The following is a 26,654-nucleotide window of genomic DNA, read 5'->3' as shown; positions in this document are numbered from 1 at the left end:
GCCTGGGCAGAGTTGAGCTTTGGCAACCGGCACCGCCTTCACCGGCACCGAACTGCATGACCCAACTCGCTGAACAAGACATTCATTTCTTTCGCGAAGGCACGCATGCCCAGCTCGCGGCCAAGCTCGGCGGGCGCCTGCTGCCGAGCGTTGGTGGGCGCGAGCAGGGCGCGCGCTTTGCAGTCTGGGCGCCCAACGCCGAGGCCGTCAGCGTCATCGGCGACTGGAACGGCTGGGACCCGCAAGCCGACCGACTCGCTCCGCGGCCCGATGGCAGCGGCATCTGGGAAGGCCAGGCCGCGCAAGCGCGCCACGGTGCCGTCTACAAATTCCGCGTGAGCGGGCAGGGCGGTCACTTCACGGCCGACAAGGCCGACCCCTACGCGCTGGTCAGCGAGCTGCCACCGGCGACCGGCTCGCGGTTGTGGTCGCTGGACTACGCATGGCAGGACGATGCCTGGATGGCGCAGCGCGCGACATTCGATGCAGACACCGCGCCGATGTCCGTGTACGAGGTGCACCCCGGGTCGTGGCGCCGGCCGGACGGCGTGTTCATGGGCTGGCGCGACCTGGCCCACGCGCTGGCTGAACACGTGCGCAACCTGGGCTTCACGCACGTCGAGCTGATGCCGGTGACCGAGCACCCGTTCTACGGCTCCTGGGGCTACCAGACCACGGGCTACTTCGCGCCCACGGCACGCTACGGCAGCCCGCAGGACCTGATGTATTTCGTCGACCACCTGCACCAGCAGGGCATCGGCGTGCTGCTGGACTGGGTGCCCTCGCACTTTCCAACCGATGCGCACGGGCTGCAGTTGTTCGACGGCACGCACCTGTACGAGCATGCCGACGCGCGCCAGGGCTTCCATCCGGAATGGAGTTCCAGCATCTTCAACTACGGGCGCGACGAGGTGCGCAGCTTCCTGCTGTCCTCCGCGCTGTTCTGGCTGCGCACCTATCACTTCGACGGGCTGCGCGTGGATGCCGTGGCGTCGATGCTGTACCTGGACTACGCCCGCAAGGCCGGCGAGTGGATTCCCAACCGTTTCGGCGGCCGCGAGAACCTGGAGGCCGTGCAGTTCCTGCGCGTGCTGAATGAGGCCGTGGCGCGCGAGGTGCCGGGCGCGCTCACCATCGCCGAGGAATCCACCGCCTGGCCGGGCGTCACGCATGCCGTGGCCGACGGCGGCCTGGGCTTCTCGATGAAGTGGAACATGGGCTGGATGCACGATACGCTGGAGTATTTCGGCCAGGACCCGGTGCACCGGCGCTACCACCAGGGCCAGCTGACCTTCTCCATGGTCTATGCCTTCCACGAGCGCTTCGTGCTGCCGCTCTCGCATGACGAGGTCGTGTATGGCAAGGGCTCGTTGCTCACGCGCATGCCCGGCGACGAATGGCAGAAGTTTGCCAACCTGCGGGCGCAGTTCGGCTACCTGTGGGCGCACCCCGGCAAGAAGCTGATGTTCATGGGCGGCGAGTTTGGCCAGCGGCGCGAATGGGCGCACGAGGGCGAGCTTGACTGGGCGCAATCACGCGAGCCGATGCACGCCGGCATCTCGCGGCTGGTGGGCGACCTGAACGGCCTGTACCAACGACAGCCTGCACTGCACCGCTACGACTTCTCGTCCGAGGGCTTCGAGTGGATTGCCAGTGACGACGCCGACGCCAGCGTCATCGCCTTTCTGCGCAAGGCCGGGCCGGATGAACCGGTGCTGCTGGTGGTCTGCAACCTCACCCCACTGCCGCGGCACGGCTACCGGCTGGGCGTGCCGGCCCCAGGCCACTGGCGAGAAGTGCTGAACACGGACAGCCGCGACTACGGCGGCTCCGGTCTCGGCAATCTTGGTGGTGTGCAGGCCGATGACCTGAGCGTGCACGGCCGGCCCTTCTCGCTGTCGCTGACGCTGCCCCCGCTTGCCACTGTTTACTTTCGCCTGGAGAACGATGCCCATGCCGCTTGACACCACTTCCAAGAAAAAAGGTTCGCGCGCCGCCACTGCCAAGGCTGCAGCCGCAGTCGCCGGCGCAGCCCCTGCCCCGGCCACCGCAGCGCCGGCCATGATGCCGATGCCCGAGCACGGCCAGGTGCGCGCCGTGATCGACGCGGTGCTGCCGCAGGTCGACGCCGGCCGCTTCGCCGTCAAGCGCGTGGTCGGTGAGGCGCTGGCCGTCACCGCCCATGTGTTCACCGATGGCCATGACCAGGTGCGCGCACGGCTGTGCTGGCGCCGTGTTGGGCAAGCCGACGCACAGGACTGGCAGGAAGCCGAGATGCTGCCGCTGGGCAACGACGTGTGGGGTGCCAGCTTCACGCCGGACGCGCAGGGCCGCTGGGCCTACACCGTCTGCGCCTGGGTCGACCATTTCCAGTCGTGGCGCACCGAGCTGACGCGCCGCGTCGACCCGGCCGACATTCTGCTGGCCGCGCGTGCCGGCGCCGACCTGGCCGACGCGGCTGCCGCGCGTGCGACGGACGAAGACCGCAAGAGCCTGGCCGGCTGGGCCCATGAGCTGCGCGAGCGCGCCCTGGCCGTCGGCAAAACCACCATCGACGCGCTGGACACGGTGCTGGCCGAGATCTCGGCGATCAAGACCATGGCGCTCAGCGAAGACCTGGCCGCCATCGCCGACCGGTACCCCGATCGCCGGCAGGCCACGCGCTACGGCGGCGAGGCCGGGCTGCCGCTGGAGGTCGACCGCGTGCGCGCCGCCTTCAGCGCCTGGTACGAGCTGTTCCCGCGCTCGGCCGCGCTGGAGGAGGGCCGCCACGGCACCTTTGCCGACGTGCAGGCCCGGCTGCCCTATGTGGCGGCGATGGGCTTCGACGTGCTGTATTTCCCGCCCATCCACCCGATCGGCCGCCAGCGCCGCAAGGGCCGCAACAACTCGCTCACGCCCGAGCCGGGCGACGTTGGCAGCCCCTGGGCCATCGGCGCCGACGAGGGCGGCCACAAGGATGTGCTGCCGGCGCTGGGCACGCTGGACGACTTCCGTGCGCTGGTGCAGGCCGCCAACGCGCAGGGCCTGGAGATCGCGATGGACATCGCCTTCCAGTGCGCGCCCGACCACCCCTACGTCAAGGCGCATCCGGACTGGTTCCGCAAGCGGCCCGACGGCAGCGTGCAGTACGCCGAGAACCCGCCCAAGAAGTACCAGGACATCTACCCCTTCGACTTCGAGACGGACGACTGGCGCGCGATGTGGGCCGAGCTCAAGAGCGTGTTCGACCACTGGATCGAGGTCGGCGTGCGCATCTTTCGCGTCGATAACCCGCACACCAAGGCGTTCGCGTTCTGGGAATGGGTGATCGCGGCGATCAAGGCCCAGCACCCGGACGTGCTGTTCCTGGCCGAAGCCTTCACGCGGCCCAAGGTCATGCACCGTCTGGCCAAGCTGGGCTATTCGCAAAGCTACACCTACTTCACCTGGCGCAACGACCGCCATGAGCTGATGGCGTACTTCAACGAGCTGGCCCACGGCCCTGGGGCCGACTACTTCCGGCCCAACGCCTGGCCCAACACGCCGGACATCCTGAACGAGCATCTGCACCACGGCACGCGGTCGATCTTCATCATCCGGCTGGTGCTGGCGGCCACGCTGTCGGCCAGCTACGGCATCTACGGCCCCACGTATGAACTGCTGGACGGCACGCCGCGCACGCCCGGCAGCGAGGAATACCTGGATTCCGAGAAGTACCAGATCCGCCACTGGGGCGAGCTCTCGCTCGACCGCGAGGACAGCATCGCCGGCCTGATCGCCACCGTGAACCGCATCCGCAACACCTACACGGCGCTGCAGTCCAACCGCGAGCTGCGCTTCTTCGACACCAGCAACCCCTACCTCATCGCCTATGCCAAGCGCGATGCGAACGGCGAGAACGCAGTGCTGACCGTGGTCAACATCGACGCCACCTTCACGCAGAGCGGCTGGGTGCACGTGGATGCCGGCTGGATGGACGTGGGCGGCGTGGGCAACTACGTGGCAGAAGACCTGCTGACCGGCCAGGCCTACACCTGGAACGACGGCGCCAACTACGTGAGCCTGGTGCCCTCGCACATGCCGGCCCATGTGCTGGCGATCAAGAAAAGCGAGGCCGCATGAAGAACCCCGTCCACACCGTGGCCGATGACGCCATCCCCCACCTGGCAGACGCCGAGCAGGGGGCCGTGACCCCGACCACCGATGCCGCCCTGTGGTACCAGGACGCGGTCATCTACCAGCTCAACGTCAAGGCCTTCGTCGATTCCAACGCCGATGGCGTGGGCGACTTCCAGGGCGTGACCAGCAAGCTGGATTACGTGAAGGAATTGGGCGTCAACACCATCTGGCTGATGCCGTTCTACCCCTCGCCGCTGCGCGACGACGGCTACGACATCGCCGGCTACATGGACGTGCACCCGCAGTACGGCACGCTGGACGATTTCAAGGAGATGCTGGCGCAGGCGCACAAGCGCGACCTGAAGGTCATCACCGAGCTGGTCATCAACCACACCTCCGACCAGCACCCCTGGTTCCAGCGCGCACGCAAGGCGCCGCCCGGCTCGCCCGAGCGCGACTTCTACGTCTGGACCGACACCGAAGACAAGTACAAGGGCACGCGCATCATCTTCACCGACACGGAGACGTCCAACTGGACGTACGACCCGGTGGCGAAGGCGTATTTCTGGCACCGCTTCTTCGGCCACCAGCCCGACCTGAACTTCGACAACCCGGCGGTGCTGGAGGCCGTGTTCGAGGTCATGCGCTTCTGGCTCGATCTGGGGGTGGACGGCTTCCGGCTGGACGCGATTCCCTACCTGATCGAACGCGAGGGCACCAACAACGAGAACCTGCCCGAGACGCACGCCATCCTGAAGCAGCTGCGTGCGGCGGTCGACGCCAACTACCCCAACCGCTTTCTGCTGGCCGAGGCCAACCAGTGGCCTGAGGACGTGCGAGAGTATTTCGGCGACGGTGACGAGTGCCACATGGCCTACCACTTCCCGCTGATGCCGCGCATGTACATGTCCATCGCGCAGGAAGACCGCTTCCCGCTGACGGAAATCATGCAGCAGACGCCGGACATCCCGCAGGGTTGCCAGTGGGCGATTTTCCTGCGCAACCACGACGAGCTGACGCTGGAGATGGTCACCAGCAAAGAGCGCGACTACATGTACAGCACCTACGCGGCTGACCCGCGTGCGCGCATCAACGTGGGCATTCGCCGCCGGCTGGCACCGTTGATGGAGAACGACAACGACCGCATCAAGCTGATGAACAGCATGCTGCTGTCGATGCGCGGCTCGCCCATCGTCTACTACGGCGACGAGATCGGCATGGGCGACAACGTGTTCGTGGGCGACCGCAACGGCGTGCGCACGCCGATGCAGTGGAGCCCCGACCGCAACGCCGGCTTCTCGCGCGCCGACCCGCAGCGCCTGTACCTGCCGCCGATCATGGATTCGGTGTATGGCTACGAGGCGCTCAACGTCGAGCAGCAGCAGCGCGAGCCGGCGTCGCTCTTGAACTGGATGCGCCGCATGCTGGCCGTGCGCTCGACCAGCAAGGCGTTCGGCCGCGGCGACATCGTGTTTCTGAAGCCCGGCAATCGCAAGATCCTGGCCTACCTGCGCACCTACGGCGACGACGTGATCCTGTGCGTCGTCAACCTGGCCCGGTCGGCGCAGCCGGTCGAGCTGGACCTGGCCACCTTCAAAGGGCGCGTGCCGGTGGAGATGCTGGGCCGCACCGCGTTCCCGCCCATCGGCGAGCTGCCCTACCTGATGACCATTGCCGCGCACGGCTTTTACTGGTTGCGCCTGGCGACCGATGTCGCCGCGCCCAGCTGGCACCAGGACATGTTGCCGGCCGAAGACCGCCCCGTGCTGGTGCTGTTCGACGGTTGGAACAGCCTGTTCCGCGACCAGGTCGTGCCCTGGCGCATCGGCATGGCCGTCAAGACGCGCCAGCAGTTCGAGCAGGAAGTGCTGCCCACGCACCTGCAGGCCCAGCGCTGGTATGCCAGCAAGGGCACACCGGTGCAGCGCGCGCGCCTGACCGAGCATGCCATGTGGGAGCAGGGCGCCGACACCTGGCTGCTGCCGCTGGTCGAGCTGGACGGCCCGGACGATTCCACCTACTTCGTGCCATTGGCACTGGCGTGGGAGGACCGCGAGGAAGAGCGCTACCGCAGCTTCGGCCCTGCCGCCGTGGCGCGCGTGCGCCAGCAGGCCGAAGTCGGCACCATGGCCGATGCGTTCGCCGACGAGCGCTTCTGCCACGCGGTGATCGCCGCCATCGGCGCGGGCCGCACCATCCCGGCAGCGGGCGGCGGCAGCATCCGCTTCACGCCCACGCGCATGTTCAAGGAGTTGGCCGGCAGCGATGTCGACACCCTGGCGATCGAGCGGCCGCAGGCGCAGAGCAGCAACACCATCGTCTCGGTGGACGACCGGCTGTTCCTCAAGGGCTACCGCCGCATTCGCCAGGGCGAGAACCCCGAGTTCGAGGTCGGCCGCTTCCTGACGGAGGTGGCGCATTTCCCGCAGTGCGCGCAGGTTGCCGGCGCCGTGGAGTTCGTGGCGCGCGATGGCAGCACCCGCACGCTGTGCCTGCTGCAGGCCCACGTGAGCAACCAGGGCGATGGCTGGGTCTACGCGCTGGGGTACCTGGAGCGCCACCTGGAGGAGGTGCACACCCCCACCGGCGAGGCGCTGCCCGATGACGTGCACGGCGGCCACCTGGCGCTGATGCAGACCCTGGGCCAGCGCACGGCCGAGATGCACCTGGCGCTGGCCACGCGCAGCGGCAACGCCGCTTTCGACCCCGAGCCGCTGAGCGCGGCCGACGTCGTGGCATTGCGCGAGCAGACGCTGCGCGAGCTGCAGACCACGCTGACCCAGCTGCAGGGCGCGCTGCCCAAGATCACGGGCGTGGCGCTGCAGGATGCCAAGTCGGTGCTGGCCTCCAGCACCGCGCTGTCCCAGCGCATCGACGCGGCCGGCCTGTCCGAGGGCGAGGGCGTGAAGACCCGCATCCACGGCGACTACCACCTGGGGCAGGTGCTGGTGACGCGCAACGACTTCACGATCGTCGACTTCGAAGGTGAGCCGGGGCGCAGCTTCAGCGAACGGCGCGCCAAGCAGTCGCCGCTGCGCGACGTGGCCGGCATGCTGCGCTCGTTCGACTACGCGCGGGCCAGTGCGCTGCGCAACGCCGCGCGCACGCCCGACGAAGAGACCGCGCTGGCCGCCCCCGCGCAAGCGTGGGCGGTGGCCACGCGCGAGACCTTCCTGCGCAGCTACCGTGCCACCGTGGCTGGCAGTTCCCTGGCCGTCTCGGACCACGCGCTCAGCCTGCTGACGCTGCTGGAACTGCAGAAGGCGCTGTACGAGCTGCGCTATGAAATCGACAACCGGCCGGACTGGGTGCACATCCCGCTGGCCGGCATCCTCGCCTTGCTGGCGCCCACCCCCTTGACGGAGTGAACACATGGAACGAATCGACGTGATGCTGGAGCCCGTGCGGGCCTTTCTGATCCAGGTGGGGGCCTTTCTGCCGCGCCTGGCGATTGCACTGCTGGTGCTGGTGGTCGGCTTCCTGATCGCCAAGGCCGCGCGCTTTGCGGTGGAAAAAGGACTGCGCGCCATCAACTTCCACATCCTCACGCGCCGCGCCGGGCTGGATGGCTTCCTGCAGCAGGGGGGCACGCACATCGACACCATCGGCGTGCTTGGCCTGCTGAGTTACTGGGTGGTGATCCTGGCGGCGCTGATCGTGGCCTTCAACGGCCTGGGCCTCACGCATGTGACCGAGCTGCTCAGCCGCGTCATGCTGTTCGTGCCGCAGCTCATCGTGGCGCTGCTGGTGCTGGCCTTCGGCTCGTACTTCGCACGCTTCATCGCCAATGCCGTGTCCACCTACTGCAAGGGCGTGGGCATGCGCGATGGGCAGGCCCTGGGCCAGTTGGCCTACTACGCCATCCTGGCCTTCGTGGTCATGATCGCGATGGACCAGATGGGCATTGGCGGCAGCATCGTGCGCGATGCCTTCCTGCTGGTGCTCGGTGGTGTGGTGCTGGCGCTGGCGCTGGCCTTCGGCCTGGGCGGCAAGGACTGGGCGGCCGCGCAACTGGAACGCTGGTGGCCATCGTCCGACGCCGGCGACAAGCTGCGGTGATGCGATTCGGCACCGAACTCCAACGCGACGGCAGCACGCTGTTTCGCCTGTGGGCGCCGGCCTCACCGGCGGTGACGCTGGTGCTGGACAGCGGTGCCGAGCACCCGATGCAGGCCGCGCGCGACGGTTGGCACAGCGTGCAGGTGGCCGATGCCGGCGCCGGCACGCGCTACCGCTTCCGCTTGCCCGATGGGCTGCTGGTGCCCGACCCGGCATCGCGCCGCAACCCCGACGACGTGCACGGTGCGAGCGAGGTGGTGGACCCATCGGCCTACGCCTGGCACGACGCCGACTGGGTGGGCCGCCCCTGGCACGAGGCCGTGGTCTACGAACTGCACGTGGGCACCTTCACGCCCGAGGGCACGTTCACGGCGGCGCAGGCGCGCCTGGCTGAACTCGCCGCGCTGGGCATCACCGCCATCGAGCTGCTGCCGCTGGCCGACGCGCCGGGCCAGCGCAACTGGGGCTATGACGGTGTGCTGCACTTCGCACCCTCGGCGAACTACGGCACGCCCGAGGCGCTGCGCGCGCTGGTGGACCACGCGCACGCGCTCGGCTTGATGGTGCTGGTGGACGTGGTCTACAACCACTTCGGCCCCGACGGCAACTACCTGCACGCCTACTGCCCGGCCTTCTTCAACCCCGCCCACCAGACGCCCTGGGGCGCTGCCATCAACTTCGATGGCGACGATCGCGCCGCGGTGCGCGCGTTCTACGTGGCCAACGCGCTGTACTGGATCGAGGAGTTCCATTGCGATGGCCTGCGGCTGGACGCAGTGCACCAGATCCGCGACGACTCGCCGTTGCACATCGTCGAGGAGATCGCCCAGGCGATTGCGCGCGGCCCGGGCGTGGAGCGCCACGTACATCTGGTGCTGGAGAACGACACCAACCAGGCGCACCGCCTGCTGCGCGATGCCGAGGGCGTGCCCCTCAGCTCCACCGCGCAGTGGAACGACGACCTGCACCACGCCGCCCACGTACTGCTGACCGGCGAGACCGATGGCTACTACGCCGACTACGCCGTGCAGCCGGTGCAGCTGCTGGGCCGTTCGCTGGCCGAGGGCTACATCTACCAGGGCCAGCTGTCGCAGCACAGCGGCGCCCCGCGCGGTGAGCCCAGCGGCCACCTGCCGCCCACGGCCTTCATCTCGTTCCTGCAGAACCACGACCAGATCGGCAACCGCGCCATGGGCGAACGGCTGTCGGCGCTGGCCGATGCGCACAAGGTCGACGCGCTGTACGCCTGCCTGCTGCTGTCCCCGCACATCCCCATGCTGTTCATGGGTGAGGAGTTCGCGGCGTCCACGCCGTTCCTGTACTTCTGCGATTTCGAGGGCCCGCTGGCGCAGGCCGTGTCGGACGGGCGGCGCAACGAGTTCAAGCACTTCGGCGCATTCGCCAACGAGGCGGCACGCGCCCGCATTCCCGATCCGAACGACGCGGCCACCTTCTCGCGGTCCACGCTGCAATGGGGCGAGGCGGCGCAGTCGCCGCACTGCGACCGGCTGGCGTTGGTGCGTTCGCTGCTGGCCCTGCGCCACGCGCACCTGGTGCCGCGCCTGGCCGGCCCGATGCAGGGCGGCCGTTCGCTGGGGCAGGGCGACCTGCTGCATGTGCAGTGGCGCCTGGCCGACCGCACGCTGTGGGAGATCGTCGCCAACCTGGGCGACAAGCCCGCCCTGCTGCAGGCCACGCCCGGCAGCCGCGTGGTGTTTGCCTCGCACCCGCAGCCGGCCCCCTGGTCGGTGCTGGTCGCCCACGGGGCTTGATGCGCCCACACCGTTCCCGTCCAGCTTCCACGATCACGACATGTCCATCACCGCCATCATTCCCCGCGCCACCTACCGGCTGCAGCTGCACAAGGATTTCGATTTCAGCGCCGCCACGGCTGTGCTGCCCTATGTGCGCGACCTGGGCGTCAGCCACGTCTACTGCTCGCCCATCACCCGTGCCCGGCCGGGCAGCATGCACGGCTATGACGTGGTCGATCACCGCGAAATCAACCCCGAGCTGGGCGGGCGCGCGGGGTTCGAGCAGTTTTCGCAGGCCGTGCGGGCGCACGGGCTGAAGCTGCTGCTGGACATCGTGCCCAACCACATGGGCGTGATCGGTGCCGACAACCCCTGGTGGTCCGACGTGCTGGAGCACGGCCAGGCCTCGGCCTATGCGGGCTTCTTCGACATCAACTGGCAACCTTTCGACTCGGACCTGGCGGGCAAGCTGCTGGTGCCGGTGCTGGGCGAGCCCTATGGCGAGGTGCTGGCCCAGGGCCAGCTGCAGGCCACGTGGGAGAGTGACGCCGGACGCTTCGCGCTGCGCTACTTCGACCACCGCTTTCCGCTGGACGCGGGCACCTGGGGCATGCTGCTGCGGCTGGCAGCCGACCAGGCAGAGGATGCCGGCACCGCCGAGAACCTGACCCTGCTGGCTCAGCGTGCCGATGACATGCCGCCCAGGGCGGACGCGGGTGCGGCGCTGGCGCACGAGCGCTCTCAGGCCGCCGGTCGATTGCGCCAGGCGTTCGTCGATCTGATCGCCGCCAGCAGAGGCGTGGACGGGCCGGCCGGGCGCGCGGTGCGGGCGGCGCTGGAGCGGCTCAACACCGCGCCCGACCGCGACCAGCTGCACGCGTTGCACGAGGCGCAGGCCTTTCGCCTGGGCTTTTGGCGCGTGGCGGCCGACGAAATCAACTACCGCCGCTTCTTCGACATCAACGAGCTGGCCGCCCTGCGCATCGAAGACGAGCGCGTCTTCGAGGCCACGCACGCACTGGTGCTGGAGCTGACGGCCGCCGGCAGCGTGGACGGCCTGCGCATCGACCACCCGGACGGGCTGCGCGACCCGGCCCAGTACTTTGCGCGGCTGCAGGAAGGCCACGCCCGCCGCGTGGCGCAACGCCGCGCCATCGCTGGCCTGCCACTGGCCGAGGGTGGTGGCAACGGCGCGCTGGCGCTGTATGTGGTGGCCGAGAAGATCACCGCCGCCCATGCGGACCAGCCGTCCGACTGGCGGCTGCACGGGACCACCGGCTACCGCTTCGGCGCGTTGCTGAACGGGCTGTTCGTCGACCGTTTGCAAGAGCCGCGCATGGAGCGCATCTGGCGCAGCTTCTCCGGCGACACCGAGGCCTACGAGGACATGGTGTTCAGCGCCAAGCTGGCCGTGGCCCACGGCGCGCTGGGGGCTGAGCTGACGGTGCTGGCCACGCAGCTCAAGCGCATTGCCAGCGCCAACCGACGCACACGCGATTTCGGCTTCAACAGCCTGCGCGGAGCCATCGCTGAGACCGCCGCCTGCATGCCGGTCTACCGCACCTACGTGGTCAACGAGGCATCGGCCGAGGACCGGCGTTTTGTCGACTGGGCGATCGCCCAGGCCAAGGCGCGCAGCACGCTGGCCGACGCCAGCGTGTTCGACTTTCTGCGGAGCAACCTGCTGGTCGAGCCGGCGCCCGGCAGCCCGCCCGATGCGATGCTGCCGGTGCAGCGCTTCGCCTGGCGCTTCCAGCAGTTCTGCGCGCCGGTGGCGGCCAAGGGCGTGGAGGACACGGCCTTCTACCGCTACATGCGGCTGGTGGCGCTCAACGAGGTGGGTGGCGACCCGGCGACCTACGGCACCAGCGTGGCGGCTTTCCATGGCGCCAGCGCCGACCGCATGGCGCGCTGGCCGCACACCATGCTGGCCACCTCCACGCACGACAACAAGCGTTCGGAAGACGTGCGCAACCGCATCGACGTGGTGTCCGAGCTGCCCGCGCTGTGGCGGCTGAACCTCAAGCGTTGGCACCAGATGACGCGCTCGCTGCGGCGCGATCTGCCCGGTGGACCGGCGCCTTCGCCGTCGGATGAGTGGCTGGTCTACCAGACGCTGATGGGCTGCCTGCCACCTGGCGACACGCTGGACGAAGACGGCCTGGCCAGTCTGCGTGAGCGCGTGCAGGCGTACATGCGCAAGGCTGCGCGCGAAGCCAAGCGCCGCACCAGCTGGGTGCGGCCGGATGCCGACTATGAAGAGGCGCTGGATGCCTTCGTCGCAGGCGTGCTGGGCCGCCTGGCGCCCAACCCGGTGCTGGTCGACCTGCGTGCCCGCGCCGAAGAGATGGCCTGGTTCGGCGCGCTGAACAGCCTGTCGATGGCGCTGATCAAGTTCAGCTCGCCCGGCGTGCCGGACATCTACCAGGGCAACGAGCTGATCGACCTGAGCCTGGTCGACCCGGACAACCGCCGGCCCGTGGACTATGCGCTGCGTGTGCAGCTGCTGCGCGAGCAGCAGGCGCTGCTGCAGACGCAGGACGACCACGAGCGGCTGTCGCAACTGGCGCATCTGGTCGCCACGCCGACCGACGGGCGCCTGAAACTGTGGACCACCTGGCGGCTGCTGTCGCTGCGCGCGCAGGACCCGGCGCTGTTCGAGCAGGGCGCCTACATCCCGCTCAAGGCCAGCGGCAAGGCGCGCGATCACATCGTCGCTTACGCGCGGCGCACGCGGCACGGGCTGCTGATCGTGGTGGCTGCGCGCCTGTTCGCCAAGCTGCTGAAAGAACCCGGGCGCCTGCCGGTGGGCGAGGCCTGCTGGGGCGATGCCAGCGTGGACCTGTCACCTGCCTTCAAGGGCTGGGACGGCGCCGGGGCCGAGCCCACGGCGCTGGAGCTGCTGCACCACGGCCGCCAGCGCCTGCCGCGTGGCCCGCTGCGGGTGGCCGATGCGTTTCAGCTGGTGCCGGCGGCGGCATTCTGGATCGACGCGCGGCCGGTCGCCGACGGCTGAGGCCGCTCCCTCAGGGGGGCAGGCCACGCACGTTCACATCTTCGCGTACACGGTCTGCGCCGTCTGGTGCGAGGCCAGCGCATGGCGCGCGCGGCCGTTCTCCTTGGCGGTGTACAGCGCTGAATCGGCGTCCTGCACCAGCCGCGCTGCCGTCTCGCCCGTGCCCGGCTGCACGCAGGCCACGCCGATGCTGACGCTGACATGCGGCCCGGTCGGCGAGTCCGGATGCGGCAGGCGCGCGCCTGCCACGGCGTCGAGGCAGCGCTGCGCGACCTGCGCGGCCACGTGCTCGTCCACGCCCAGCAGCAGCACGGCGAACTCCTCACCGCCATAGCGCGCCAGGCGCTCCATCGGCTGGCGCAGGCAGCCCGACAGCACCTGCGCCACGGCGCGCAGGCAGGCGTCACCTGCCGGGTGGCCGAGCCGGTCGTTGTAGCGCTTGAAGTGGTCGACGTCGATCATCAGCAGCGCCAGCGCATGGTGCTGGCGCTCGGCGCGTGTCCATTCGGCCGCCAGGGCCTGGTCGAAATGGCGGCGGTTGGCCACGCCGGTCAGGCCATCGGTCAGGGACAAGGCTTCCAGCCGAGCGTTCGCGCGCTCCAGTTCGAACTGCGAGCGCTTGCGGTCGGAGATGTCCAGGTGCGTGCCGACGACGCGCAGCGGGCGGCCGCGGCCGTCGCGCTCCATCACCATGGCGTTGTCCAGCACCCAGATCCAGTGGCCGTCCTGGTGGCGGTAACGGTGCTCGATGCGGTAGCCGGGCGTCTTGCCCTGCAGGTGCGCCTTCACCAGGGCTTTCAGCGCTGCGTGCTCGTCGGGGTGCGCGAGGCTGCGCCAGAACGCCGGCGGCAGCGGCTCGGTCGCGGGCGGGTAGCCCAGCATCTCCATCTCGCGGGCGTTGACGGTCACGGTGTCGGTCTTCAAGTCCCATTCCCATAGGCCCAGGTCGGCGCCGCGCAGACCGAATTCCAGCCGGCGCGCGCTTTCGCGCTCGGCCACCACCACCGCCTTGCGCGCCTGCTCCAGGGCCGCGCGGCGGCGTTGGTGCACGTGCAGCCACAGCGCTGCGGCGCCTCCGCCCAGCAGCAGCAGGAGAGCGTCGACACGGGTCTCGGTGTGCCAGGGCTGCAGCACCTCGCTGGCGCCGCGGCTCATGCGCACCACCAGAGGCTTGTCCATGCGCAGCTTGTCGGGCGAGATGGTGCGCATGGCCAGCAGCCGCTGCTCGCCGCTGCCCACCAGCGTGCCCTGCTGCACGCTGCTCATCGCCTTGCTCTGCATGTGGTTGCGGAACATCGAGCCCGGCTGGTCCAGGTTCAACCCCGGCGTGGCATCGCGCAGCGGCGAGCTGACGATGATCTGCCCATCCCCATGCGCGACAGTGGCCCGAGCGTCGGGCGAATACAGGGCCGCGCGCAGCACGATCTCGAAGTAATCCGGGTCCAGCGCGGCCGTCACCACGCCGGCCAGCTTGCCGTCATCGCCCAGCACGGCGCGCGAGACGACGGTGGTGAAGTTCCCCAGCGATGTCTGAAAGGGCGGGGAGATGTGCAGCAGCGCGCCGTTTGCATCGGTGCTGGCGGAGCGGAAATAGGCACGGTCCCTGAAGTTTCGACCCAGCAGCTCGGGCCGGGTGGCGGCCACCACGGTGCCGTTGGTGTCCAACACCTGGATGGTGCGCACGCCCGGCATGGCGCTGGCCAGCAGATTCAGATGCGCAGGCAGCGCATCATGGTGGGCGCTGACGTCGCCCGCCACCAGCCGGTAGCGCACGCTGGCCAGGGCGTTGCCCACGCCTTCGAGCTGGCGCACCAGGCTCTGCTCGATGGCCAGCGATTGGCTCTGCAGGCGCGACAGGTCGTTCTCGATCAGGAAGATGCGCGAGCGGTAGCGGTCGTAGATGGTGAAGCCCAGCGCCGCCAGCCACAGCACGATCAACAGCGACCACTCGCGCGCGATCCGGCCGGAGCGGCCGCGCCGCACTCCGTCTCCGATCGGCATCTGCCCGGACTCCTGGACCGCAAGTGGCATGGAAGGGGGTGCGCTCGCGCCCGTCAATGTGGCAATCCGGCGATGCTACCTGCTCGCCACGCAGGCTTCGCTGAAGGCGGGTGTGCTGTAGTGCTGTAGCCCACATCCACCATGCGGTGGATGCGGCTGCAGTGCGAGGGGCCTGCCCTGTTTGGCTTTGCCTGGTCGGGGCGTCTCGTCACCTGTTTGATGGATGTGTGCCGCATCCAGTCGTCCTACGCTGGTGCCCTCATCGCACAAGGAGAACGGGATGGAGAGAACGAGCAGGCGCTGGTGGCAGGCCGTATTGTGTTGGACGTTCGCCCTGCTGGCTGCTGGGTGTACCTCGGTGGCACCGTACCGCGACCGCATCGTCACCGAACCTGGGGTGGCGCACTTCTACCCTGTGCAGGCATGCGAGGGACGGTTGCGGGACTTCACGCGCGCGGACCGCTTCGACCCGAATAGCAAGGCCCGTTGCTTCGCCAACTCGGTTGAACGCACGCCGCAGTACACGCTGTTCTTCGTCGAGTTCGACGAGCAGGGCCGGTTCTACGACCTGCAGCAGTTCGAGGCGCTGACGGCGTACCTGAAGCGATTGAAGGAGCGCGGCGAAGCCCGGCGTGCTGCCGGTGGCAAGGGCTGCGCGCTGAACGATGGCGTGAGTTTGGTGACCTTCGTGCATGGCTGGCGCCACAACGCGCGCTACGACGACGACAACGTCAACTTGGCGCGCAAGGTGTTGGAGTACACCTACCTGGGCGAGCACAGCGGCACGCACTACAACCCCGCCAACTGCGCTCGCGAAGTGGTGGGGGTGTATGTGGGCTGGCGTGGGTTGTCTTTGTCCGCCAGTGATGTGCCGCAGCCCGGCCTGCGCAGCGTGCTGAGCAACACGGAGCTGATCACCGTCTGGGACCGCAAGAACACGGCCCAGAACGTGGCCGTGGGATCGGTGCGGCATCTGCTGAGCATGCTGAAGGTCTATCAGGATGGGCGCAATGAGACCGAGGCCGACGTCGAGCACTGCCGGTCAGCGCCCTCGACGGTGTACCAGTGCATGCCCGTGCGGCACTTGATCGTGGGGCATTCCTACGGCGCGCTGATCGTGCACAACGCCATCGCACAGCAGTTGCTCGAGAACGTCACGCGCGGCATTTTCGAGCCGGCAAGCCAGTGCCCCTCGCAGGCCAAGGCCGGCGAACAGACCGGGCGCTCGCTGGTGCGCTCCTATGCGGATCTGATCGTGTTGCTGAACCCGGCCGTCGAGGCTGCGCGCTATGAACCGCTGTACGAAGCGATCCGCCAGCGTACGGCCACCCCGGCAGGGCGGGATGGCGCGTTCTGCCCGGAGCAAAAGCCCGTCATGGTCGTGCTGACTTCGCAAGCCGACAGTGCAACAGGCACATGGTTTCGCGCCGTGCGCTTCGCCAACACTCTCCTGGAGAGCAACCACCCGTACAACCCGAACGCGACGGCGCTCCAGCGGGCCTACGTCGCCAGCGAAGAGGGCCGCAGCAGCGTCCGTACGCTGGGCCACAACGAGCGGTACCACACGCACGAACTGGTGAGCTGGGAGAAATTCATCCAGCAGTCGGCCGAGGCGCCTGCCTCCAATCAGCTGCGCAAGCTGCATGCGGCCAATGTCCAGACGGCGTGCCGCAACGGCGCGACGGGGGATGCCAGCGAGCCCTTCTGCCGCAACGCCTTGCTGCGCCGCAAGGATGCATTCGAGAAGGACGACCGCACCGACACGCCCGTCAAGGAGCGTGCTGCGGATTCGGATGCCGTGGCCGTGAAGGAGCGATGCCTGCGTGCAGCGCTGACGGATCTGCATCTGTCCAACGCTTTGCTGCGCCAGACGCCAGCCGCGCCGGCCGGCGCGCAGGGCACTGCCCCGGCGGGATGGAGTGCGTCTTTCCTGGGCGGCACCGTCTTGACGCATCAGCCGGCCTACCGGCCTTCGGTGAAAGACTTCCCACCTGAGATGAATGTGAAGCAAGCGGACATGGCGCTGCTGGAGGAGCCGCATTCGCCACACACCCCGGTCTGGAACGTCTATGTGCGTGACCACAGCGTGATGGAGAACCATGGCGAGATCAAGGGCCATGCGCTGGTGGCGCTGATTCAGCAGCTGTACCGTGTTGCCGTGCTGAAGAATTTCGACCGGCGTACTTTGGACGCGTTCGGCACTCTGGCACAGAAGGAGCTGGAGACTTGCAACGCCCTCAGCATCCAGTGAGGGCCCGCCGGCGCCGGGTCACCGGCCTCGCTACAGCCGCAGCCAGTCCGGCCCCGTCGCCTCGGCGTCCGTGCCGGCCAACTGCTCCAGGAAGGTGCGACACCACCAATGCACGTCCTGCGTGCGGATGCCCTGCAGCAGGTTCTGGTGGCGGCGCCGTCGTTCGGCCAGCGGCATGTGCAGCGCGAACTGGATGGCGTCGGCCGTGGCGGTGGCGTCGTAGGGGTTGACGAGGATCGCGTCGTCGTGCATCTGCTCGGCGGCGCCGGCAAAACGCGACAGCACCAGCACGCCGGGGTCCTCCGGGTCCTGCGAGGCCACGAACTCCTTGGCCACCAGGTTCATGCCATCGCGCAGCGGCGTGACCAGCGCCACGCGGGCGGCGCGGTACAGGCCGGGCAGGCGCTTGCGTGCCACGGCCCGGTGCATGTAGCGCACCGGCATCCAGTCCAGCTCGCCGAAATCGCCGTTCATGGAGCCGGCCAGGCTCTCCAGCTCGCGCAGGATGTCGTTGTAGGCATCCACCGATTCGCGGCTGGGCGCGGCGATTTGGATCAAGGTGGCACTGCGGATGTTGTCCGGGTGCCTCCGCAGCAACTCGCGGAACGCGCGCAGCCGGTGCGGCAGGCCCTTGGAATAGTCCAGCCGCTCCACGCCCACCAGCAACTGGCGGCGCGAATACTCTTCACTCATGCGGCGGTACATCTCAACGGCGTCGTGGCCATGGACCATGGCTTCGAACTCCTCCACGTCGATGCCGATCGGGAACGCATCGGCCTGCACCGTGCGGCCGAAAGCGCGCCAGCGCTTGCCATCGCCGTCGCGGTCTTCGGCACGGGCCTCGGAGGCGGCATAGCGGTTGAAGTGCTGCAGATCGGCCTGGCTCTGAAAGCCCACCAAGTCAAATGCAAACAGCGAGCGCGCCAGCCAGTCGTGCGCCGGGATGGTCGTCAGAATCTGCGGCGGCGGCAGCGGGATGTGCAGGAAGAAGCCGATCTTGTTGCGGCAACCCAGCGCCCGCAACTCGCTGGCCAGCGCGATCAGGTGGTAGTCGTGCACCCAGACAATGTCGTCCGGCCTGAGCAGCGGCATCAGCTTGCGCGCAAACAGCTGGTTCACGCGGCGGTAGCCTTCGATGTAGCCGGCGTCGAAATCGGCCAGGTCGACGCGGTAGTGGAACACCGGCCACAGCACGCCGTTGGAATAGCCCAGGTAATAGGCGTCGTGGTCCCACTGGCTGAGGTCGATGGTGGCAAGCAGGACCGGGCCGGCCTGCTCCAGGTGAACTTCAGTCTCGTCCGGCGTGGGGCCGGGCTGCGGCAGGATGTTGCCGCTCCAGCCGAACCACATGCCGCCGTCGGCCTGCAGGGCGCCCGAGAGGGCGACGGCGAGGCCGCCAGCCTCATCGCTCTTGCGGGGGTCGGCGACACGGTTGGAGACACAGACCAGACGGGACACGCGGTATTCCTTGTTGTCGATAAGCGTTGCGGACCGTGCGCTCCCGGGCGGAGCGCACCCTATGAGACTGGTTAGGGCGGCGCGCCGGCGACCCAGCGCTGGAAGGCCTCACGCAACACGGCCGGCCCGGCTACCCGGTGGCTGGCCAGCGTCGGCCCCTGGCCGACCTTGATGCCGATGCCGCCGCGGTTCTGCACGACCGAAAAGCCGGGCTCATCGGTGGTGTCGTCGCCAATGAAGATGGGCCGGCGTCCGACGAACGGCGGCTCGCTCAGGAAGGCATCGATAGCCATGCCCTTGTTGGCCTGCGAGGACTTGGCCTCGAACACCATCTTGCCCTGCAGCAGACTGACACCGGGGGATGCGGCCACGGCCGTCTCCATGGTGGTGCGGCATAGCGATTCGAGGTGCGGCGCCTGCCGGTAGTGCAGCGCCAGCGCGCCGCGTTTGGGCTCGACCGCGAGTGCGGGCTGCGCCTGCAGCAGAGCGGCGGCCGCACGCTCGATCACGTCCATCGAGGGCGTGGGCAGCAGGATAAGGTGGCCATCTGCAGCGCGGCGCTCGCTGCCGTGCACACCGGCGGCCGGCAGGTCCAGCGGATGCAGGAAGGTGTCGATGGCCCCCACGGCGCGGCCCGAGACGACGGCCAGCGCGCCACCCAGGCGCTCGCGCAGGGTCGACAGCAGCGTCACGAGATCCGGGGGCACGACGATGGCATCCGGCTCGGATGCCAACTCGACCAGCGTGCCGTCAAAGTCGAGGAACAGCGCACAGTCGCTGTCCAGCAGGCCATCGAAAGAAAAATCTGGAGACAGTGTCGGCATGGTCATGTTTGTGTGGATTGTCCCTTGTGCCGCAGCTCGAGGATCAAAAACGCGACGGCGGCCAGCGCCAGGGGCGTCAGGTAGTAAAGCGCCCGGTAGGCCAGCAGCGTGCCGATCAACAGGGCCGGGGCCAGCTGGGCGCCCAGCAGCGCGACGAACACCGCCTCCAGCACGCCCAGGCCGGCCGGCACGTGGGTGACGACACCAGCCACGGCAGCCAGCAGCAGCACCGTGAGCACGGTGACGTAGTCCACCTGTTGCTGCAGCAGCACGTAGATGACGCCGGCGATCAGCGACCAGTTCAGGCACGACATGACCAGCTGCAACACCGCCATGCGGCCCGAGGGCAGCGTCAGGCGGTGGCCGCGCAGGCGCAGGCTGCGGCGCTTGGAGAAGGCGCACAGCGCCACATAGCCAAAAGCCATCAGCGCCAGCAGAGCGCCAGCCACCTGCAGCACATGGTCGCTGATGGACCACTCGGCCGGCAGCGACAACGGGAAGAACAGGAACGCCAGGCCACCCAGCAGCAGGTAGCCCAGCCAATTGGTCACCATGCTGACGGTGACGATGCGCGTGATGGTGCCGACATCCAGGCCCAGGCGGCCATACAGCCGGTAGCGCGAGGCTACGCCGCCCAGCAGCGCGCCCATGTTCAGATTGAAGGCGTAGCTGATGAACGTGACCAGCATCACCTTGGGCGCGGGAAGGCGGTGGCCCGTCATGCGCCGGCCGAACAGATCGAAGGTGGCGTACAGCGCGTGGCTGGCCAGCGCCAGCACGCCGGCCAAGGCCAGCACCGGCAGCGGCAGGCCCCGCAGCGTGGCCCAGACGTCGGGCCAATCAATGGTGCTGGCCTGGCGCACCAGCAAGGTGGCCAGCAGCGCGAAGAAGGCCAGCCACAGCCCTTTGCGCAGCCAGGGCCACCACGGGCGGCTGGTCAACCCGCCTGCGCCGCCGCGTGGCGCCGCCGTCGAATCAGTGACAGGCAGCGCACGGGCAGTCACCGTGTGGCCTCTTGCGGCGCTGTGGCGCACAGCGGCGCCAGGTGGTCGTCGGACGTTGCGGCGGGCACCAGCCTGGGCGCGTGGCGTGGTAGCCAGGACAGCCAGCCCGGGTAGCGGCGCAGCAGGTGGAACACCATGAAGCTGCGGGCCAACTGCCAGCGCGTGGGCTCGCCAATGGTGTCGCGGTCAACCTGCTTGCAGGCCGTCTCCACCAGATGGTCCAGCCGCCCGCGCAGCGTCTTGTTGAAGGCGCGGTCGTGGATCAACACGTTGGCTTCCAGGTTCAGCGCCAGGCTCAGCGGGTCGAGGTTGCTGGAGCCGACGGTGGCCCAGCGGTCGTCGACCAGGGCCACCTTGCCATGCAGCGGGCGCTCGCAGTACTCGTAGACCTTCACGCCGCCGCGCACCAGGTAGTGGTAGAGCAGCTCAGCTGCGGTCTTCACGATCGGCATGTCGGGCTCGCCTTGCAAGATCAGCCGCACCTCGACACCGCGTTTGGCCGCGCGTCGCAGCTCGCGGATCAACCGATAACCGGGGAAAAAATAGGCGTTGGCAATCGTCACGTGCTCGCGCGCGGCGCGGATGGCCAGACGGTAGTAGCGCTCGATGTCCTGCGGGTGGCGCACGTTGTCGCGTGTGACCAGCATGCCTTGCGCATCGCCGGCCGGCGGCACGGCGCGGCCCAGCCGGCGCATCAGCGCCCGGTGGCTGAACCAGCGCTGGCCCTTGTGGCTGCGCAGGCCATCGGCCAGCGCGCCGTGCACGAAGCGGTGGATGTCGCCGACCAGCGGGCCGCGGATCTGCACCGAATAATCCTGCTTGGCCTGCGGGCCGAAGTCCATCAGATGGTCGGCCGAATAGTTGATGCCGCCGATGAAGGCCAGCTCCCCGTCGACCACGACGATCTTGCGGTGCATGCGGCGCAGCATGTTGGTGCGCCACTTGAAGATGCGCAGGCCCGGGTCGAACACGTGCATCCGCACACCGGCCTGGGTCAGCTCGCCGATGAATTTTTCGGACAGATCCGGCGAGCCGAAGCCGTCGATCGTCACGTCGATCTGCACGCCGCGCCGCGCCGCCGTCAACAACGCCGCGTGCAGCGCGAGCCCCACCTTGTCCTCGAACAGGATGAAGGTCTCCAGTACCACCTCTTGCTTGGCGTTGGCGATGGCCTCGAACACGCGCGGGAAGAACTCCTCGCCGTTTTCCAGCAGTTCAAGCTCGTTGCCGGACGTCCAGCGCGCGTTGTTCATGGTCTCGTTTGGGTGCTACTTGGGTGCCCGCAACACTACCGGAAGGTGAGGCGGGCGCCTGTAGGACGAGGGCGGACAGGGGTGTGGCGCGATGGCGCGGATGACCGCTTCGACTGTGGGCGGTCACCTATTTGGAGTCGATCACGCCCCTGTTCGTACTCACGTACGGCCTGGCAGGCGGATCGAACCCGACGTGCGTTCGAGCGGGCTCCTGAACGACAGCAGGGCCCCATCCGCAGGACCTGGATCGGTCCATGTGGGCCGGACCAGGGTGGTGACGAACACCGTGTCCAATCGGTCGCCACCGAACGCACACATCGTCGGCGCCCGGCAAGGCAACGGGATGCGAGCCACGATGGCACCGCTGGGCGCCACACGGTTCAGGACGCCGGCAGAAACGCCGGCCGACCAGTAGCAGTCGTCGTCATCGACCGCCGCGCCATCGGGCCGCCCGGCGGCTTCATCCAGCGCCACGAAATGGCGGGCCTTGCCCATCGTGCCCGTCGCCTCGTCCCACGGGGCCACGTAGACCTGGCCCTGGTGGCTATCTGAAAAATAGAGCAAGTTGCCTTGCAGGTTCCACGCGATGCCGTTGGCGACCGTCAGTCCTTCGTGCAATTGCGCCACCTTGCCATCCATCGATGCCCGGTAGAGGGCGCCGAGGGGCGCCTTCTGGGCGCGGTCGTCCATGGACCCGAAGACGAACCAGCGTCCGCTCGGCGACAGCTTCCCATCGTTCAAACGGTTGTGCGGCTTGTCATCCTCGAGCGCAGTGATGTCCGACAGTGCACCGTTCTCGAGGGCCATGCGTGCGAGACGGTGCGGGAACGCCAGCAAGACATTGCCCGCGTCCAGCAGCGCCATCGCGCCCACCACCGACGGGAGGTGCCAGCGCGTGAGCTCACCGCGCTCGGGCTGCAGACGCAGGAGCTGAGGGGCGCGCACATCGATCCAGTAGAGCGCCTGCTCGCAGTCGCTCCACACTGGTGATTCGCCGACCCGGTTGCCCACTGGCCAGAGTGCGACAGCCCCGACGCCTGGGTGCGAGACGATGCCTGGTTGGATGCGCTCAACGGAGAGGCGAACGGTCATTCGTGAAGTCCTGGGCGGCAAACGACCCACCCTGGAAGTGCTCCGCCACGGGCTGCCCGCTGGTGCGCGACAGAAGCTCCGCTTCGAAGGCGTCCGCACTGTGCTGCGGGCGATAGCCCAGCGCATGCGCTCGTGCGTTGTTCCACCAGGTGCGGCGGTTGGCCGACGCGCCATAGACGATCTCGCATTCGTACTCGGCGCCCAGTCCAACCGAGATCAGCGCGGCCAGATCTTCCGGGTGGATCCAGTGAGAGAGCATGCGGGCGTCGGATGGCGCGGCCGCGCAATGGCCGATGCGAATGCCGAAGCCGCGCAGGCTGTGCTTGCACGCATAGAGCTCGGCCAGCCCCTCCATGAAGACCTTGGTCAGGCCGTAGCGCGAATCGGGCTTGGGTGGCACCTTCTCATCCAGCATCTGCACTCGAGGATAGAAGCCCACGGCGTGATTCGACGATGCATAGACGATGCGGCCCGCCCCAGCGGCGTGCGCCGCCCCCCACAGGTTGATGACGCCTTGGATGTTGGCGGGCAGCAGGACGTCCCAGCCGGCCTCTCTCGGATAGCCCGCAAGGTGGACCACGGCCGAGCAGCCGGCCATCACGTCGCGCAAGCCCTCAGCGTCGCTCAGGTCCAGCGCATACGTCTTCTCGTTGGCGCGTTCGGCTTGCAGCGGCGCCCTGTCGGCCAGGCGCAGCTCTTCGCATGCGGAGGCGAGAAAGGGCCGCAGTGCCTGCCCCAGCTTTCCCGCCGCACCGGTCAGCAAGACGGTACCGTGCCTCATGCCGATGCCACCTCTTCAGGGTTCTCCAGCAGCGGATAGCGATGCAGGTGGTCCGCTTTCCAGCGCTCGAATGCGGCGGATTGCTTGGGATCGGTCAGGGGGTAGGTGCCGAAAAGACCTTCACCACGGTCGATCTCCAGGGCGACCCAATCTTCGTACATGGTCTGGCGGTAGGCCACTTGCGCGACCTCGTCGGCGATGGCGCGCGGAATGCAGACCACGCCTTCCCCGTCGCCCACGATCAGGTCGCCAGGGTAGATGGCCACGCCGCCGCAGGCGATGGGCAAGCCGATATCGATGGCATGGTGGCGGATCAGGTTCGTGGGGGCCGACGGGCGTTGGTGGTAGGCGGGAAACGGCATCTGGGCGATCTCGGGCGAGTCGCGAAAGCCGCCATCCGTGACGGCACCGGCGACGCCGCGGCGAAGGAGGCGCGTGATCAGAAGATTGCCGGCGGACGCAGCCGATGGATCGCCGCGGCTGTCCATCACCAGCACATGGCCGGCGGGGCACTCTTCCACCGCGACGCGCTGGGGATGCTGGCGGTCGTCGAACGCATCGATGGTGTCGAGGTCTTCGCGCGCCGGGATGTAGCGCAGCGTGTAGGCAGGGCCGACCATGTTGGCCTTGAACGGGCCGACGGGATGCAGGTTCTGCAGGAAGGTGTTGCTGAGGCCGCGCTTGAACAGCACGGTGGTAAGCGACGCTGTGGACACCTTGCTCAAGCGTCGCAGTGTGTGGGAATGCAGTTCAATCATCTTGTGGGCTCTTGAAAATCGGCGCGCGCGGGCTGCGCGCCTGGGTGTAGGTGGTCTCGGTCTCCGTGCCCTGGTTCCAGCCACCGGTGGCGATGGCTGTGTTCTGGCGGCTCGGATGACGGGCGATGAAATCCAGGTGAAGGCGCGCGCCCAGACCTGGCTCTGACGGGGGTGTCAGCGTGCTTGCGGTCGATTGCATCCCGGTTTGCACCACCTCGGCGCGGCCGGCCCAGTCGGGCATGAGGCGCTCCAGGATCAAGCCGTTCGGAATGGCCGAGAGCAGGTGCACGGCGGCCACTTCGGCGACGGGACCGAGTGATCCTGCATGCGGCGCGACCATGACCGACCAGGCCTCTGCCATGCCGGCGAGCTTGCGCATCTGCGTGAGGCCGCCAAAGCGGCCGGTGTCGGGCTGCAACACGTCGACGAGGCCTTCTTCCAGCAGCGGTTTCACGTCCTGCAGCGTTGCGAGCCGTTCGCCCGTAGCCAGTGGCAACGCCACCTTGTCGCGGACCAGCCGCCAACCGCGCAGGTCGTCCGGCGCGACCGGCTCCTCAAGGAACATCAGGCCCAGCGGCTCCAGTTCGCGCCCGATCGCCACCGCGTCAGCCGGCGTGAGCCATGGTGGGCCGTGCAGGTCGACCATCATGTCCACCTCACGTCCCACCGCTTCGCGAATGGCGAAGGCGCGGTCGACCACGCCGCGGATGCCACCAACCTTGAGCGCCTTGGCGCCCGCGTCCACGGCAGCGCGCGCGTCGTCCACGGTCGCGGCGTGCACGTAGTAGGGCACGGCGGTGCGCGTCTGGCCCCCCAGCAGATCGACGACGGGCACGCCGAGCGCCTGGCCCTTGAGGTCCCACAGGGCCATGTCGATGGCAGCGATCGCACCCATGCCCACGACGCCGGTCTGGCCGTGGCCCATCATGGCGACACGCATCTTTTGCCAAAGGCGCTCGATGTCCTTCGCCGACTCGCCGATCAGCAAGTGGCGCAGATCGTCGACCGCTGCCGCCACGACCCGCGGCCAGCCAGAGCCTTCGCCGATGCCGGTCAGCCCGGCATCCGTTTCCACGGTGACGAACAGCCAGTTGCGGCTGGTGGCCAGTGCGCTTTTTCCGGTCGCCGTCCAACCGGTCACCGCAGGCGCTTGCGCCTGCATCAGGTAGCATGTGATGGCCGTGATCTTCATTCAGTCCACCTTGATGTTGGCCGACTTGATGAGGCTTTGCCAGCGGTTCAGCTCAGTCACGTAGAAGGACTGGAACTCTGCAGGCGAGCTGGTCATGACGTCCGAGCCCAGGGCCTCCGCGCGCGTGTTGAACGCTGGCGAGTTGGCCGCCTTGACGACCGCATCGCGCAGCTTCTCGATCACCGCTGGCGCCGTGCCGCTGCGCACGGCGATGCCCTGCCAGCTGCGGATGTGCGTGCTGGCGGGCAAGCCGAATTCGGCCGCACTCTTCACCTGGGGCAGCGACTTCACGCGCTCCGGTTGCATGACCGCCAGCGGCCGCACCTTTCCCGATTCGATCGATGACTTCAGCGAACCGGACATCAGGTCGAACATCAGCGGAATCTGGCCCGCCATCAGGTCCACGTTCGCAGGCGCGCCACCCTTGTAGGCCACGTGGACGAAGGGCACGTTCTGCGCGCGCTTGTAGAGCTCCAGTGCAAGGTGCGATGAAGTGCCCACGCCGCCCGAGCCCGCAGCAAGTCCGCCGGCGGTTCCCTTGGCGGCCTTTTCGACATCCGCCGGTTCCTTGAAGCCACTGGCGTTCGAGGCCAGCATGACGACCGGCACGCTCGTGACCTGGGAAACGAAGCTCAAGTCCTTCATCGGGTCGTACTTCACACCGCCCAGCCACGGGTTGGTCGCCAGGTTGATTGCGGCAAAGAGCAGGTGGTAGCCATCCGCTTCCTTGTTCAGCACCACCTGCGTGGCAATGTTGCCGGAGGCGCCCGCCTTGTTGTCCACGACCACGGGCTGGCCCAGCACCTTGGTCATTTCTTCGGCGAGGCTTCGGGCCACCGTGTCGGCTGCGCCGCCTGGCGCAAAGCCGACCACCAGGGTGATGGGCCGCTCGGGGTACTTCTGTGCCAAGGCCGGTGCGCTGCCGGCGCCCAGCACTACCAGGCACGCGGCCAGCGCGGCACGTCGGCGAGTTCGAAGGGGTTCATTCATCGGGTGTCTCCAGTTCGTCGGGTTGAACACGCCTTCGTCCAGGCGGTGGTGGTGGTGAATCAGGCTGCTCACGTGGGGGGAGCGAAGGCCTTGTGCATGCACGTTGGTTGCGACATGGCG

At 68.2% G+C, this 26,654-nt stretch carries 17 protein-coding genes; 7 read left to right on the top strand and 10 right to left on the bottom strand.

Features of this window, described 5'->3' with window-relative positions:
* Positions 1 to 56: 56 nt before the first annotated feature.
* The 6 genes from glgB to treY are packed head-to-tail and all read left to right on the top strand — an operon-like array spanning position 57 to position 12,930.
* Positions 57 to 1,964 carry a 1,4-alpha-glucan branching protein GlgB gene (gene glgB / locus AC099J_RS09875; RefSeq protein WP_479615075.1) on the top strand — a complete coding sequence of 636 codons (1,908 nt, stop codon included), beginning with the start codon at positions 57 to 59 and terminating at the stop codon, positions 1,962 to 1,964.
* Positions 1,948 to 4,104, top strand: a complete 2,157-nt coding sequence (locus tag AC099J_RS09870; protein WP_479615074.1) for an alpha-1,4-glucan--maltose-1-phosphate maltosyltransferase — start codon at positions 1,948 to 1,950, stop codon at positions 4,102 to 4,104. The genes glgB and AC099J_RS09870 overlap by 17 nt, the downstream gene beginning before the upstream one ends.
* Positions 4,101 to 7,469 (top strand): maltose alpha-D-glucosyltransferase, encoded by a 3,369-nt coding sequence (gene treS / locus AC099J_RS09865; RefSeq protein WP_479615073.1) that lies wholly within the window; start codon positions 4,101 to 4,103, stop codon positions 7,467 to 7,469. Before AC099J_RS09870 ends, treS begins: the two co-directional genes overlap by 4 nt.
* A 4-nt stretch (positions 7,470 to 7,473) precedes the next feature.
* A complete protein-coding gene (locus AC099J_RS09860; protein ID WP_479615072.1) occupies positions 7,474 to 8,160 on the top strand; it encodes a mechanosensitive ion channel family protein in 687 nt (228 codons plus the stop codon).
* Positions 8,160 to 9,932, top strand: a complete 1,773-nt coding sequence (treZ, locus tag AC099J_RS09855; protein ID WP_479615071.1) for a malto-oligosyltrehalose trehalohydrolase — start codon at positions 8,160 to 8,162, stop codon at positions 9,930 to 9,932. The genes AC099J_RS09860 and treZ overlap by 1 nt, the downstream gene beginning before the upstream one ends.
* Positions 9,877 to 12,930: a malto-oligosyltrehalose synthase gene (treY, locus tag AC099J_RS09850; protein WP_479615070.1), complete on the top strand. Its 3,054-nt coding sequence runs from the start codon at positions 9,877 to 9,879 to the stop codon at positions 12,928 to 12,930. Before treZ ends, treY begins: the two co-directional genes overlap by 56 nt.
* A gap of 33 nt (positions 12,931 to 12,963) precedes the next feature.
* On the opposite strand, the gene AC099J_RS09845 is transcribed toward treY, so the two are convergent.
* Complete coding sequence (locus AC099J_RS09845; RefSeq protein ID WP_479615069.1) at positions 12,964 to 14,931, bottom strand: diguanylate cyclase domain-containing protein; 1,968 nt, start codon at positions 14,929 to 14,931, stop codon at positions 12,964 to 12,966.
* Between the two features lie 280 nt (positions 14,932 to 15,211).
* On the opposite strand from AC099J_RS09845, the gene AC099J_RS09840 reads away from it, so the two are divergent.
* Positions 15,212 to 17,182 (top strand): hypothetical protein, encoded by a 1,971-nt coding sequence (locus tag AC099J_RS09840; RefSeq protein ID WP_479615068.1) that lies wholly within the window; start codon positions 15,212 to 15,214, stop codon positions 17,180 to 17,182.
* A 30-nt stretch (positions 17,183 to 17,212) separates the two neighbouring features.
* On the opposite strand, the gene AC099J_RS09835 is transcribed toward AC099J_RS09840, so the two are convergent.
* The 9 genes from AC099J_RS09835 to AC099J_RS09795 form a co-directional block, all read right to left on the bottom strand.
* A complete protein-coding gene (locus AC099J_RS09835) occupies positions 17,213 to 18,640 on the bottom strand; it encodes an alpha,alpha-trehalose-phosphate synthase (UDP-forming) (protein ID WP_479615067.1) in 1,428 nt (475 codons plus the stop codon).
* Between the two features lie 71 nt (positions 18,641 to 18,711).
* The gene (gene otsB, locus AC099J_RS09830) at positions 18,712 to 19,464 is read right to left on the bottom strand and encodes a trehalose-phosphatase (RefSeq protein WP_479615066.1); all 753 of its coding nucleotides are present in this window, start codon (positions 19,462 to 19,464) and stop codon (positions 18,712 to 18,714) included.
* Between the two features lie 2 nt (positions 19,465 to 19,466).
* Positions 19,467 to 20,468 (bottom strand): lysylphosphatidylglycerol synthase domain-containing protein, encoded by a 1,002-nt coding sequence (locus AC099J_RS09825; RefSeq protein ID WP_479615065.1) that lies wholly within the window; start codon positions 20,466 to 20,468, stop codon positions 19,467 to 19,469.
* Positions 20,465 to 21,721, bottom strand: coding sequence for a cardiolipin synthase ClsB (gene clsB, locus AC099J_RS09820; protein WP_479615064.1), 1,257 nt, complete (start codon positions 21,719 to 21,721; stop codon positions 20,465 to 20,467). The genes AC099J_RS09825 and clsB overlap by 4 nt, the downstream gene beginning before the upstream one ends.
* Before the next feature lie 159 nt (positions 21,722 to 21,880).
* The gene (locus AC099J_RS09815) at positions 21,881 to 22,813 is read right to left on the bottom strand and encodes an SMP-30/gluconolactonase/LRE family protein (RefSeq protein WP_479615063.1); all 933 of its coding nucleotides are present in this window, start codon (positions 22,811 to 22,813) and stop codon (positions 21,881 to 21,883) included.
* Complete coding sequence (locus AC099J_RS09810; protein ID WP_479615062.1) at positions 22,791 to 23,594, bottom strand: NAD-dependent epimerase/dehydratase family protein; 804 nt, start codon at positions 23,592 to 23,594, stop codon at positions 22,791 to 22,793. The genes AC099J_RS09815 and AC099J_RS09810 overlap by 23 nt, the downstream gene beginning before the upstream one ends.
* Positions 23,591 to 24,343 (bottom strand): ribonuclease activity regulator RraA, encoded by a 753-nt coding sequence (locus AC099J_RS09805; RefSeq protein WP_479615455.1) that lies wholly within the window; start codon positions 24,341 to 24,343, stop codon positions 23,591 to 23,593. The genes AC099J_RS09810 and AC099J_RS09805 overlap by 4 nt, the downstream gene beginning before the upstream one ends.
* Before the next feature lies 1 nt (position 24,344).
* Complete coding sequence (locus tag AC099J_RS09800) at positions 24,345 to 25,544, bottom strand: mandelate racemase/muconate lactonizing enzyme family protein (protein ID WP_479615061.1); 1,200 nt, start codon at positions 25,542 to 25,544, stop codon at positions 24,345 to 24,347.
* Positions 25,545 to 26,534: a Bug family tripartite tricarboxylate transporter substrate binding protein gene (locus tag AC099J_RS09795; RefSeq protein ID WP_479615060.1), complete on the bottom strand. Its 990-nt coding sequence runs from the start codon at positions 26,532 to 26,534 to the stop codon at positions 25,545 to 25,547.
* Positions 26,535 to 26,654 lie beyond the last annotated feature (120 nt).

Source organism: Rhodoferax sp. RT4P68 (assembly GCF_056521305.1).
This window is presented reverse-complemented; position numbering and strand designations above follow the sequence as displayed.

What these genes read in the sequence shown, in the direction of transcription:
- glgB (WP_479615075.1), top strand. Translation starts at nt 57, where the DNA reads ATGACCCAACTCGCTGAACAAGACATTCATTTCTTTCGCGAAGGCACG.
- AC099J_RS09870 (WP_479615074.1), top strand. Translation starts at nt 1,948, where the DNA reads ATGCCCATGCCGCTTGACACCACTTCCAAGAAAAAAGGTTCGCGCGCC.
- treS (WP_479615073.1), top strand. Translation starts at nt 4,101, where the DNA reads ATGAAGAACCCCGTCCACACCGTGGCCGATGACGCCATCCCCCACCTG.
- AC099J_RS09860 (WP_479615072.1), top strand. Translation starts at nt 7,474, where the DNA reads ATGGAACGAATCGACGTGATGCTGGAGCCCGTGCGGGCCTTTCTGATC.
- treZ (WP_479615071.1), top strand. Translation starts at nt 8,160, where the DNA reads ATGCGATTCGGCACCGAACTCCAACGCGACGGCAGCACGCTGTTTCGC.
- AC099J_RS09845 (WP_479615069.1), bottom strand. Translation starts at nt 14,931, where the DNA reads ATGCCGATCGGAGACGGAGTGCGGCGCGGCCGCTCCGGCCGGATCGCG.
- AC099J_RS09840 (WP_479615068.1), top strand. Translation starts at nt 15,212, where the DNA reads ATGGAGAGAACGAGCAGGCGCTGGTGGCAGGCCGTATTGTGTTGGACG.
- otsB (WP_479615066.1), bottom strand. Translation starts at nt 19,464, where the DNA reads ATGCCGACACTGTCTCCAGATTTTTCTTTCGATGGCCTGCTGGACAGC.
- clsB (WP_479615064.1), bottom strand. Translation starts at nt 21,721, where the DNA reads ATGAACAACGCGCGCTGGACGTCCGGCAACGAGCTTGAACTGCTGGAA.
- AC099J_RS09815 (WP_479615063.1), bottom strand. Translation starts at nt 22,813, where the DNA reads ATGACCGTTCGCCTCTCCGTTGAGCGCATCCAACCAGGCATCGTCTCG.
- AC099J_RS09810 (WP_479615062.1), bottom strand. Translation starts at nt 23,594, where the DNA reads ATGAGGCACGGTACCGTCTTGCTGACCGGTGCGGCGGGAAAGCTGGGG.
- AC099J_RS09800 (WP_479615061.1), bottom strand. Translation starts at nt 25,544, where the DNA reads ATGAAGATCACGGCCATCACATGCTACCTGATGCAGGCGCAAGCGCCT.
- AC099J_RS09795 (WP_479615060.1), bottom strand. Translation starts at nt 26,534, where the DNA reads ATGAATGAACCCCTTCGAACTCGCCGACGTGCCGCGCTGGCCGCGTGC.